This window comes from Micromonospora sp. NPDC049047 (assembly GCF_040649135.1).
Lineage (GTDB): Bacteria > Actinomycetota > Actinomycetes > Mycobacteriales > Micromonosporaceae > Micromonospora.
In genome coordinates, this window is sequence record NZ_JBEZEY010000010.1 from 160,351 (window position 1) to 172,139 (window position 11,789).

9 protein-coding genes and 1 pseudogene are annotated in these 11,789 nt (G+C 72.2%); 7 read left to right on the top strand and 3 right to left on the bottom strand.

Annotation, left to right across the window (positions count from 1 at the left end; translation table 11 throughout):
* Window positions 1-97 precede the first annotated feature (97 nt).
* The 3 genes from AB0B86_RS18375 to AB0B86_RS18385 are packed head-to-tail and all read right to left on the bottom strand — an operon-like array spanning window position 98 to window position 2,734.
* Window positions 98-781: a VTT domain-containing protein gene (locus AB0B86_RS18375; protein ID WP_357418709.1), complete on the bottom strand. Its 684-nt coding sequence runs from the start codon at window positions 779-781 to the stop codon at window positions 98-100.
* Window positions 778-1,497 (bottom strand): glutamine amidotransferase, encoded by a 720-nt coding sequence (locus AB0B86_RS18380; RefSeq protein ID WP_357408451.1) that lies wholly within the window; start codon window positions 1,495-1,497, stop codon window positions 778-780. Before AB0B86_RS18380 ends, AB0B86_RS18375 begins: the two co-directional genes overlap by 4 nt.
* Window positions 1,487-2,734 carry a MurT ligase domain-containing protein gene (locus AB0B86_RS18385; protein WP_357408575.1) on the bottom strand — a complete coding sequence of 416 codons (1,248 nt, stop codon included), beginning with the start codon at window positions 2,732-2,734 and terminating at the stop codon, window positions 1,487-1,489. Before AB0B86_RS18385 ends, AB0B86_RS18380 begins: the two co-directional genes overlap by 11 nt.
* A gap of 355 nt (window positions 2,735-3,089) precedes the next feature.
* Here AB0B86_RS18385 and mraZ point away from each other — a divergent pair, with 355 nt between their 5' ends.
* From mraZ to mraY, 7 genes and pseudogenes are all read left to right on the top strand, one after another.
* Window positions 3,090-3,521 (top strand): division/cell wall cluster transcriptional repressor MraZ, encoded by a 432-nt coding sequence (gene mraZ, locus AB0B86_RS18390; RefSeq protein ID WP_357408453.1) that lies wholly within the window; start codon window positions 3,090-3,092, stop codon window positions 3,519-3,521.
* A gap of 206 nt (window positions 3,522-3,727) precedes the next feature.
* Window positions 3,728-4,834 (top strand): annotated as a pseudogene (gene rsmH, locus AB0B86_RS18395) (16S rRNA (cytosine(1402)-N(4))-methyltransferase RsmH); the annotation flags it as partial.
* On the top strand, window positions 4,829-5,434 hold the full coding sequence (locus AB0B86_RS18400) for a hypothetical protein (RefSeq protein ID WP_357408577.1): 606 nt from the start codon (window positions 4,829-4,831) through the stop codon (window positions 5,432-5,434). The pseudogene rsmH and the gene AB0B86_RS18400, both read left to right, overlap by 6 nt.
* A gap of 3 nt (window positions 5,435-5,437) precedes the next feature.
* Complete coding sequence (locus AB0B86_RS18405; protein ID WP_357408455.1) at window positions 5,438-7,645, top strand: penicillin-binding protein 2; 2,208 nt, start codon at window positions 5,438-5,440, stop codon at window positions 7,643-7,645.
* Window positions 7,646-7,736: 91 nt separating this feature from the next.
* Window positions 7,737-9,260, top strand: coding sequence for a UDP-N-acetylmuramoyl-L-alanyl-D-glutamate--2,6-diaminopimelate ligase (locus AB0B86_RS18410; protein WP_357408457.1), 1,524 nt, complete (start codon window positions 7,737-7,739; stop codon window positions 9,258-9,260).
* A complete protein-coding gene (gene murF, locus AB0B86_RS18415) occupies window positions 9,257-10,654 on the top strand; it encodes a UDP-N-acetylmuramoyl-tripeptide--D-alanyl-D-alanine ligase (protein ID WP_357408459.1) in 1,398 nt (465 codons plus the stop codon). The genes AB0B86_RS18410 and murF overlap by 4 nt, the downstream gene beginning before the upstream one ends.
* Complete coding sequence (gene mraY, locus AB0B86_RS18420) at window positions 10,651-11,775, top strand: phospho-N-acetylmuramoyl-pentapeptide-transferase (RefSeq protein ID WP_357408461.1); 1,125 nt, start codon at window positions 10,651-10,653, stop codon at window positions 11,773-11,775. The genes murF and mraY overlap by 4 nt, the downstream gene beginning before the upstream one ends.
* Window positions 11,776-11,789 lie beyond the last annotated feature (14 nt).

Genomic DNA, 11,789 nt, shown 5'->3' on the forward strand with positions numbered 1-11,789 from the left:
CCAGGGGATTCGTCCCCACCACGACTCCATGATCGGCGCGACCGGGCGCGACCGGGCGCGACCGGGCGCGACCGGGGCGGGGCGGGGCGGGGCTTGGTCAGGCCGGGAGCCGGCGGCGGCGTCGTTCGCCGCGCCACCACCTGTGGACGAGAACGAGGCTGGCGATCAGGCCGAGGCTGGACGGGGCGGCGGCGTACCAGTTGATGTGGCCGGGTGAGCTGACGGCCGCGCCGATCGCGGCGTAACCGAACGCGGTCGGCGCGGAGGCGATCACGCTGCCCACCAGGAACGGCAGCACCCGCGCGGCGGTCGTGCCGTAGCCGTAGCTGACCAGCCCGAAGCCGGCGATCGGCAGCAGCCGGACGGTGACCACACCGATCACGCTCTGCCGGGCGAACCAGCCGTCGAGGCGGGCCAGGCGACCACGGACCCGTTCGGCGACGAACTTCCGGCCGAGCAGTCGGCCGACAGTGAACCCGATCGCCGCGGCCACCAGCGCGGCGCCGAGGGCGTACGCGGCGCCCTCCAGCGGGCCGAAGATCGCGCCCGCGGCGAGCGTGATGAAGGTGCGGGGGACCAGGGCCACCAGCAGCAGCGCCCCACCGAGGATGGCCGCCACCGGGGCGAGGGCACCCAGCCGGTCGGCCAGCAGCGGTAGCTGCTCCGGGTCGGGTCGGGGCACCAGGAACAGCAGCAGCCCGCAGCTGCCGATCAGCAGCACGAGCAGGGCGAACCGAGCGGCCGACGGCTGCCGGAGCAGCCGTCGGACGGCACGGATCATGCCCGGGCGGCGGCCACTGCGGAGCGGCGCTCGTTGCGGAGCCGGTCCGACCAGGTGTCGTCCAACGGCGGGAGCTGGTGTGCCCCGGTGGCCCAGCGCAGCAGCAGGTCGGCCAGGGCGGGGTTGCGGGCCAGCGCCGGCCCGTGCGAGTAGGTGCCCAGCAGCTTGCCGCGCCACGCGCCCTCGGTGGTGCCGTTGTTGCCCACCCCGGCGGTGACCCGGGCCAGCGGGGAGACCTCCGGACCGAGGTGGGTCCGGCCGCCGTGGTTCTCGAAACCGGTAAGTGGCGGCAGGCCCAGCCGGGCGTCGATCTCCCCGGCCAGCTCGCCCACGGCCCGGCTCTCGCCCCGGTCGGACTGCAGGTCGAGCAGCTCCAGCCCGCGGCACTGCACGCCCTTGGCGAAGAACGAGGTGCCGAGCAGTTGGTAGCCGGCACAGACACCGAACACCACCGAGCCCTGCGCGACGGCCCGGTGCAGGCCGCCGTCGGCGAGCAGCCGCTGGGCGCCGAGCGCCTGCGGGCCGTCCTCGCCGCCGCCGACCAGGTAGATGTCGGCGGTCGCGGGCAGCCGTTCGTCGGAGCGGACCTCCAACACCTCGACCGGCATGCCGCGCTGCCGGGCCCGGCGGGCGAGGATCAGGGCATTGCCCCGGTCGCCGTACGTGGACAGCAGGTCGGGGTAGATCCAGACGATGCGCAGACTCTCAGATGACACGGTCCAACTCCGCTCGGATGTCCTGGAACGCGGTGTAGTTCGCGATGACCTCCAGCCGCCCGGGCGGGACCGACCGGAGCGCGTCGTCGAACGTGCGGACGTGCTGGAACGGCACGTCGTTGACGTCCAGCCGAACCGCCAGGTCGTATGCCCGGTCACCGGTGATCAACACCTGCCGGCCACGGAGTGGGGCGAAGTCGACGTCGTAGAGCCAGGAGGTGTCGAGGCCGTCGGGGTCGCGCGCGTTGATGGCGAGCAGGGTCGGGGCGTCGTCGGCCATGTCGAACGCCTCCAGCCAGCTGGCTGGATTCTTGGCCAGCAGCAGCCGGATGTTGCGTCCGTCCTTGTCGACCTGCGCGTAGCGGCCGGCCACCGAGGTGACGATGCCGAGGCGGGACACCGCGTCGACCGGGCGGACGCCGAACTCGGCGGCCACCGCCAGCGCGGTCGCCGCGTTGCCGAGGTTGACCTTGCCGGGCAGTTGGAGGGAGACCTTGTGCCAGGCCCCGGTGGGGTCGAGCACGCCTTCGTCCTCGACGACCCAGTTCGGCTCCGGTCGGCGTAGCGGACAGCCGGTGCACCACCACTGCTCGCCGGAGCGCTGGATGGTGGATCCACACTCCGGGCAGACCCAGGAGTCGTCGTGCCAGCGCTGGCCGGCACTGAACCAGGTCACGTGCGGCGGGTTGATGCCCCGGGCGGGGTCGCCCGGAGGGGTGGCCGCCCAGACCACGAGCGGGTCGTCGGCGTTGGCCACCACCCGCACGTTCGTGTGCCGGACCAGCGCCGCCCGCCAGAGCTGCGCCATCATGGCGACCTCCTTGGCGCGGTCGAGCTGGTCGCGGGAGAGGTTGAGCAGCGCGACCACGTGCGGCTCGGTCGCCTCCAGCACCTGGGCGAGGTAGTGCTCGTCCACCTCCAGCACCGCGTACGGGGTGCTGCCGGCCTTGGCCAGTGCCGAGGTGTGCCCGCTGGGCATGTTGGCGCCGAACGAGTTGGTGGCGACCCGACCGAGCACACCGACCGCGGCGGAGGTCAACCGCGTGGTGGTGGTCTTGCCGTTGGTGCCGGAGACGAGCGCGATCGCACGCCCGGCCGACAGGTGGGCCAGCAGGTCCGGGTCGATCTTCAGGCCGATCCACCCGCCGATCACCGAACCGTCGCCACGGCCGGCCGCCCGGGAGAGGGCCGCGGCGGTCCGTGACACGGAGCTGGCCACCTTGGCCCGTAGGGGCATTTTCGCGTCCGTCACGCGAGCGAGGTTACCGGACCGCCCGCCCCGCCAGATCGCCGCCGACTGTGAACCGTTCGGCCGTGGCGGCGGCGCGGGTGGCCGGAAGGGCCTCCACCGGACGGAGTCGATCTATGTCGGAAAGCGGACCACGCCGGCCGGCGACCGCGGCCCTCCACTCCGCTCCACCCCTCGTGACGTGCGGTTTTGCCGCCGGATCGGACACGCCACGCGGGCGAATCTGGTTGCGGGTGGAGGGAAGTGGAGTAGAGTGGGGACCAATGGTGAGGCCGGGAGGGCTCACCGGCCCGGGGGGTCAGCGGCGCCGCGAACGCCGTTCAGGGGCAAGGGGGTAGGGCCGGTGTTTCTCGGCACCCACACTCCACGCCTTGACGAAAAGGGCCGGTTGATCCTTCCGGCCAAGTTTCGGGATGAGCTGGCGGGGGGTGTCGTGGTCACCAAAGGGCAGGAGCGCTGTCTCTACGTCTTCCCGACCCCTGAGTTCCAGCGGATCGCGGATCAGTTGCGCGCACAGCCGATGACGCACAAGGCGGCGCGGGCCTACAGCCGGGTCTTCTTCGCCAGCGCGCATGACGAGGTTCCGGACAAGCAGGGTCGGGTAACCATCCCGGCCCACCTGCGGGCGTACGCCGCTCTGGACCGCGACCTGGTGGTGATCGGCGCGAGCACCCGGGTGGAGATCTGGGACAAGGCCGCGTGGGAGACCTACCTTGCCGACAGCGAGGACGACTTCGCCGACATCTCGGAGGGGGTGCTGCCCGGCGGTCTGTAGGGCGGAACGGCGCCCCGACGTACTGCGAGATCTCCAGCCGCTTTCGAGTTCCTGGCACCCCTTCCCCGGTGCCAGGCGCACGATCCAGTCATCGGGCGACGGTCCGGTGTCCGGCGGGAGCGGATGGGGATCTGGCGGTACGACGGCAGCGCCGTCCGACGACAGGCGCACGAGGAGAACGGACGTTTCAACCAGTGGGGGTCAACATGGGGGAGTTGCGCGGCACGCACGTGCCGGTGCTGCTTGAGCGGTGTCTTGAGCTGCTGGCCCCCGCGCTGGGTCGAGGCGGCCGGACGGTCCACGTCGATGCGACGCTCGGCCTGGCCGGGCACGCGGAGGCGGTGCTCGAGGCGCACCCGGAGACGGTCCTGATCGGGCTCGACCGGGACACCGAGGCGCTGGCTCACGCGCGGGTCCGGCTGGCCCGGTTCGCCGATCGGGTGCATCTGGAACACGCCGTCTACGACGAGTTGCCCGAGGTGTTGGACCGGCTGGGCTATCCGGGCATCGACGGCATCCTGTTCGACCTGGGTGTGTCGTCGTTGCAGTTGGACGCGCCCGACCGCGGGTTCGCGTACGCCCAGGACGCGCCGCTGGACATGCGGATGGACCAGACCCGCGGGGTGACCGCCGAAGAGGTGGTCAACACGTACGCCCATCCGGATCTGGCCCGGGTGCTGCGGGTGTACGGCGAGGAGAAGTTCGCCGGCCGGATCGCCTCGGCGATCATCCGGGAGCGGGAACGCGCCCGGATCACCTCGTCCGCGCGGCTGGCGGAGCTGGTCCGGGACTCGATCCCGGCACCGGCGCGACGAACGGGCGGACACCCGGCAAAGAGAACGTTTCAGGCTTTACGGATCGAGGTAAACAGAGAGCTGGCAGCGCTGGAGACAGCGTTGCCATCCGCGCTCGACGCACTGACCGTGGGCGGCCGCATGGTGGTCCTGTCCTACCACTCGTTGGAGGACCGGCTCACCAAGGCGGCGCTCGCGGATCGGGTCCGCAGTAAGGGCCCGATCGACCTCCCGGTCGAGCTGCCCGGGTCGGGTCCGACGTTCCGGCTGCTCAGCCGGGGCGCCGAGCTACCCGGGGAGGCGGAGGTCGCCGCGAACCCGCGGGCCGCCTCGGTGCGGCTGCGGGCCGCGGAGCGACTCGACCCGAACGCGACAGAGCAAGGGCGGACCGACCGCGAACGGTCTCGCCGACGGGTGAAGGGAATGCACCAACCGGGCCCGGGGTCCGCCTGATCCGTGGGGGGTCAGGGGCACCGGGACGGCAGACGGACGGACGTTGAGGGGGAGGGACATATGAACATTGACAAGCGCGGCCGCCGGGACGTCACCGGCGGCGGGCAGCGCACACCGCGGTCGGGGGGCCGGACCGCGGCGGAGCGGGCTCCGCGCCTCGGAAACGGTACGCCACGCATCGATCGAGTGAACCGGCAGGGGGATACTCGCGCCCGGGGGGCGCGCGAGTTCCCGACCCAGGGCGCCGCCGCGCTGCGGCCGGTCGAGAAGGCCGTCGGCGCCACCAGCGCCCGCGGGCCACGGCTGCGGGTGGCGCCGCCGCCGCCGATCTCGGTGCCCCGTGCGCCGTTCGCGGCGCTGATCGTGGTGCTGGTGGTCGGTGGGGTGCTCGGCATCCTGGCGGTCAACACCAAGATCAATGAGAACGCGATCCGGTTTGAGCGGTTGCAGCAGCAGCAGGCCCGACTGGACCTGGAGAAGCAGCAGTTGGACAAGCAGATCGCCGAGTACGAGGCGCCGGGCAACCTGACCGCCGAGGCGCGGCGGTTGGGCCTGGTGGACGCCGGCGAGCCGGGCTACATCCGGCTGCCGGACGGCAAGAGCATCGGCGTGCCGCAGCCGGCCACCGGCGAGCCGTCGGTGACCAGCCAGGGTGCGGGAGGCTGACCGGTGCCACGAAGGTCGGACGAGCCGCGCCGGGACCCCACGGGGTCCCGGCGCGGTTCTTCGCGTGATGCCAACCCCACCGACTCCGAGCCGCGTACCGGCGAGGCCGGCATCGGGGGCATCTCCGGTGCCCGCGCGTACACGCCACGGGGCCGGACCGTCCGCGACGAGCGTGGCACACCGCCGCGTGGGGTGGGCGCCGAGCAACGGCGTACCCCGCGCAGCACCCGTTCCGGCGACCCGTTCCGGCCGGCGTTGCAGGTGCTCGACGGTGGCCGGGCCGCCGCCCGGGCCGGTCGGCGCGACGCCCCGGCCGCCGGTCGCGGAGGCGTGGTGCGCACCGTCGCGCCGCGTACTCCCGGTGGGCCGGGCCTCGACGAGCCGCCGTCGCGCCGACGGACCACACCCCGCGCACCACGCCGCGGCGACCGCCCGGCGGCCCGCCGTCCGTCCCGCAAGCCACCGCGCCCGCCGAAGCTTGCCGACTCGCGGCTGCGGCTGCGGTTGGGTACCGCCCTCGCCCTGACGTTGTTCGTGACCATCGGGATCCGGCTGATCTTCCTCCAGGCGGTCGACGCCCCGGCGTACGCCGACGGCGGCGTCGCCGACCGCACCCGCACCGTCGAACTGCCCGCACCGCGGGGCGCGATCTACGACACCACCGGTGCCCCGCTGGCACGTAGCGTCGAGGCCCGGTACGTGTCCGCCGACCCCACCGAGGTCGAGGACCAGGCCGGCACCGCCAAGGCGCTCTCGCCGCTGCTGGCCATTCCGGCGTCGAAGCTCACCGAGCTGCTCAAGCCCCGCAAACTGGAGAACGGCAACGACTCCCGGTTCGTGTACCTGGCCCGGGGGGTGGAGATCTCGACCGCCAAGCAGGTGCAGGCACTGGAGCTGCCGGGCATCGGGGTGCACCGCGACGAGCGACGCGAGGTGCCCGGAGGTGACCTGGCCGCCAACCTGATCGGCTTCACCAGCCAGGACATGGTCGGGTTGGAAGGGCTGGAGGCCCGCTACAACGACGTGCTCGCGGGCCAGGACGGCAAGCGGAGGTACGAGGCCGGCCGCCGTGATCTCGACGCGGCTATCCCGGGCGGCTACAGCCTGACCACGCCCGCCAAGCCGGGCAGCTCGCTTGCCCTCACCATCGATCGCGACCTGCAGTTCCGGACGCAGCAGATCCTCAGCGCGGGCATGGAAAAGGTGCAGGGCGGCACCGCCGCGGCCGTGATCATCGAGATTCCCTCCGGGGCGGTCCTGGCCCAGGCCAGCAATCCCACCTACAGCGCGGCGAAGCCGCTGCCGAGCGACCCGGTCGCCCGGGAGGACGCGGCCACCAGCTTCGTCGTCGATCCCGGCTCGGTGCACAAGGCGATCACCTACGGCGCGGCGCTACAGGAGGGGGTGATCACCCCGGACACCACGCTGCCCATCGCGAACAGCATCAAGATGGGTGACACCTGGTTCTCCGACACGCATCCGGCCAACGGGAAACGGATGAGCATCCCCGGGATGCTCGCCTACTCGTCGAACGTCGGCACGATCACGATCGCCGAGAAGCTCGGCCGGGACCGGTTGATCGACTACCAGAAGCGGTTCGGGCTGGGCAAGCCCACCGGCGAGGGGATGCCGGGGGAGGCCAGCGGGCGACTGCTGCCAGCCGACGAGTGGAGCGAGTCGTCGTACGGGTCGGTGCCGATCGGGCACAGCGTCGACGCCACGCCGTTGCAGATGGCCGCCGCGTACGCCGCCATCGCCAACAACGGCACGTACGTGCAGCCGCACCTCATCAAGGAGGTGATCAGCCCGGACGGCAAGCGCACCCCCGCGCCGGCCCCGGTCACCCGGTCGGTGCTCAGCCCGCAGAACGCGGTGGCCCTGCGCACCATGCTGGAGGCGGTCACCACCGTCGACCACGCCACCGGCGTCACCGCCGCGGTCCCCGGCTACCGGGTCGCCGGCAAGACCGGCACCGGTTCGCGGCTGGTCAACGGCAAGATAGAGCCCGACACGGTGTCCTCCTTCATCGGCATGGCCCCCGCCGAGAACCCCCGCTACGTGATCGCGGTCTTCGTGTACTCGCCCCGCGGTGGGGGAGCGGCGATCGCCAACCCGGCGTTCCGCGACATGATGCAGTTCACCCTGCGTCACTATCGGGTGCCGCCGTCCACAGGTGGTTCCGCGCCCAAGTTCACTGTCTATCCGCGCTGAGCAGCGATGGCGGGACATCATCGGTGAGTGCCGACGAACCACCGGGGCGGCTGTACGGCCGGAACCGGACGACCGGGTAGGGTCTGACGCCGTGCCCGGCAATCCACGTCCACGTACCGTGACCGGAGTCCGGCTCGGTGATCTCGCCGTCCGGCTCGCCGTCGACCTCCCGGCGGAGGCCGCCACGGTGACCGTCACCGGGGCCACCCACGCCAGCCAGGAGGTTCGCCCCGGCGACCTGTACGCGGCGCTGCCCGGTGCCCGTCGGCACGGCGCGGAGTTCGCCGCCGCCGCTGCCGAGGCCGGCGCGGTGGCCCTGTTGACCGACCCGGCCGGTGCCGAGCTGGCGGCGGCGAGCGGCCTGCCCGCTCTCGTGGTGCCCGATCCCCGCGCGGTCGTCGGCGAGCTGGCCTCGGCGATCTACGGCGATCCGACCGCCGCGCTCACCGTGATCGGCGTGACCGGCACCGCAGGCAAGACCTCCACCGCGTACCTGGTCGAGTCGGGGCTGCGGGCCGCCGGCCACACCACCGGGTTGATCGGCACCGTGGAGACCCGGCTCGGTGACCTGGTGATCGACAGCGTGCGCACCACCCCCGAGGCGACCGACCTGCACGCCATGCTGGCCACCGCCCGCGAGCGTGGGGTCACCGCAGTGGTCATGGAGGTCTCCAGCCACGCGCTGGCCATGGGCCGGGTGGGCGGTGTCCGGTTCGCCGTCGGGGGATACACCAACTTCGGCTCCGACCACCTCGACTTCCACGCCGACACCGACGACTACTTCGCCGCGAAGGCGCAGCTCTTCGACGGGCGCTGCGCTGTCGAGGTGCTCAACCACGACGACCCGGCGTTGCAGCCGCTGTACAAGCCGACAACCGTCACCTACTCGGCGGCCGGGGACCGGGGCGCGACCTGGTGGGCCGACGGCGTGGACGGCGAGGGGTACGCCCAGCGCTTCACCGCGCACGGCCCGGACGGGGTGGTCCTGCCCGCCGGGGTGGCGCTGCCCGGCCGGCACAACGTGGCGAACGCGCTGCTGGCCATCGCCGCGCTGGTGGGCGCCGGGGTGGACCCGGCGACCGCGGCGACCGGGGTGGCCGCCTGCGGTGGCGTGCCGGGCCGGCTGGAGCTGGTCGACGTCGCCGCGCCGGTGCGCGGGGTGGTCGACTACGCGCACAAGTCGGACGCGATAGTGGCCGCGCTGGCCGCGCTGCGTGAGCTGAGTGCCGGCCGGTTGATCTGTGTGATCGGCGCCGGTGGGGACCGGGACCGCGGCAAGCGGCCGGTGATGGGCGCGGCCGCCGCCGAGGGAGCCGACGTGGTGCTGGTGACCGACGACAACCCGCGTACCGAGGACCCGGCGGAGATCCGTGCCGAGGTGCTCGCCGGGGCGTACCGGGCCGGCACTGCCGCCCGGATCATCGAGGTGTCCGGAAGGCGTGCCGCGATCGACGAGGCGGTTCGGCTGGCCGAGCCGGGCGACGTGATCGCGCTGCTCGGCAAGGGGCACGAGCGGGGCCAGGAGGTGGCGGGGCAGATGTTTCCGTTCGACGACAGCGTCGAGCTGGCCGACGCGTTGCGGGCCCGCTTCGGGGACCTGGCGGGTCGGCGATGATCGCGCTGAGCCTGGCCGAGGTGGCCGCGGCCGTCGACGGGCGGCTGGTGGGTGCCGACCCGGCCGCCACCGTCACCGGTTCGGTGGAGTTCGACTCGCGCAAGGTGGGGCCCGGTTCGCTCTTCGTGGCCTTCCCGGGTGAGAAGGTCGACGGGCACGACTACGCGGCGACGGCGATCCAGGCCGGGGCGGTGGCGGTGCTCGGCAGCCGCGAGGTGCCCGGGGTGCCGATGGTGCTTGTCGACGACGCGCTGACCGCGATGGGCCGGCTGGCCCGCGCCGCGGTGGACCGGCTGCCCGGGTTGACAGTGATCGGCGTGACCGGTTCGTCCGGCAAGACCACCACGAAGGACCTGATCGGTCAGCTCACCACCCGGCTCGGGGCCACTGTGGCGCCGCCCGGATCGTTCAACAACGAGCTGGGGCACCCGTACACCGCGCTGCGGGCCGGGCCGGACACCCGTTACCTGGTGATGGAGAAGGGCGCGCGCGGCATCGGGCACGTCCGTTACCTGTGCGAGCTGGTGCCGCCGCGGATCTCCGTGGTGCTCAACGTCGGCACGTCGCACATCGGCGAGTTCGGCTCCCAGGACAACATCGCAGTGGCAAAGGGCGAGCTGGTCGAGGCGCTGCCGCCGGACGGGCTGGCCGTGCTGAACGCCGACGACCCGCGGGTGGCCGCGATGGCGGGTCGGACCCGGGCCCGGGTGGTCCGCTACGGCGAGGCGCCGGAGGCGGACGTACGCGCCGAGGACGTCGCGCTCGACGAGCGCGGGCACCCGTCGTACACCCTGGTCACGCCGGAGGGACGTGCGCCGGTGCGGCTCGGGCTGGCCGGCCGGCATCAGGTCGGCAACACCCTCGCCGCGGCGGCGGTGGCCCGGGAACTGGGCATGCCGCTGACGGAGCTGGCAACGGCGCTCGGCGAGTTGCGGCTGGTCTCGACCCGCCGGATGGACGTGTTCGACCGCCCCGACGGGGTGACGGTGATCGACGACTCGTACAACGCCAACCCGGCCTCGATGGCGGTGGCGGTGCGGGCGCTGGCCAGCATCGGCCAGGGGCGGCGTACCGTCGCGGTGCTTGGTTACATGGCCGAGCTGGGTCCGTTCGAGTACGACGGCCACGCCGAGGTCGGCCGACTCGCGGCCGAGCTGGGTGTCGACCGGCTGCTCGTGGTGGGCGAGCCGGCCGCGCCGATCCACGAAGGCGCAACAGCGGTAGTGAACTGGGGAGGAGAGTCGGTGCTGCTCACCGATCAGGCGGCGGCCGTCGAGGTGCTGCGGGGCGAGTTACGGCCGGGCGACGTCGTCCTGGTCAAGGGCTCCCGGTACCGGACCTGGGAGGTGGCCGACGCGCTGCGCGCCGACGCCGGCGGGGAGTCCACCCGATGAGGGCGGTCATCGTCGCCATCGGGGTGGCCTTCATCGTGTCGCTGTTCTGCACCCCCCTCGCGATCAAGGTGTTCACCCGGCTCAAGGCCGGTCAGCCGATCCGCACCGACGGCCCGGCCATGCACCAGGGCAAGAAGGGCACGCCCACAATGGGTGGCGTGGTCTTCATCCTGGCCACGGTGATCGCGTACGTGGCCGGGCACCTGGCCCTGACCACCCTGCCGGACCAGCAGATCGCGCAGGTGGAGCCGACCATCACCGCGCTGGTGCTGCTGGGGCTGATGGTCTTCTCCGGCGCTGTGGGTTTCCTCGACGACTTCCTCAAGGTGCGCAAGCGCAACAGTGCCGGTCTGAACAAGCGCGGCAAGCTGCTCGGGCAGATCCTGGTCGGTGCGGTCTTCGGGGTGATCGCGCTGTGGTTCCCGAGCACGATGACCGACGCGACGGGTAGGGCGACGAACACCGAGACGGTGGGCAGCACCACGCTGAGCTTCATCCGGGACATCGACTTCCTGGAGGTCAGCAAGGTCGGCGCGGTGATCATCTTCATCTTCGTGGTGATGGCCGCGACGAATGGCGTCAACCTCACCGACGGCCTGGACGGTCTGGCCACCGGCGCGTCGGTGATGGTGCTCGCCGCGTACGCGCTTATCGCGTTCTGGCAGTACCGGCACTGGTGCGCCGACCCGAGCTACAAGCAGCCGTACTGCTACGAGGTGCGCGACCCGTTGGAGATCGCGCTGATAGCCGGGGCGGCGGCCGGGGCCTGTGTGGGCTTCCTCTGGTGGAACACGTCCCCGGCGCGGATCTTCATGGGCGACACCGGGGCGTTGGGGCTGGGCGGCCTGATCGCCGGCATGGCGATGTCCACCCGCACCATCCTGCTGCTGCCGATCATCGGCGGGCTCTTCGTGATCATCACGATGTCCGTGGTGATCCAGATCATCTCCTTCAAGACCACGGGTAAACGGGTGTTCCGGATGTCGCCGCTGCAGCACCACTTCGAGCTGGCCGGCTGGAGTGAGGTCAACATCGTGGTGCGCTTCTGGATCATCGCCGGCATCGGCGTGGCCATCGCCCTGGGCCTGTTCTACAGCGAGTTCCTCGCCAACATGACCTGACCAGCCCCGACTCC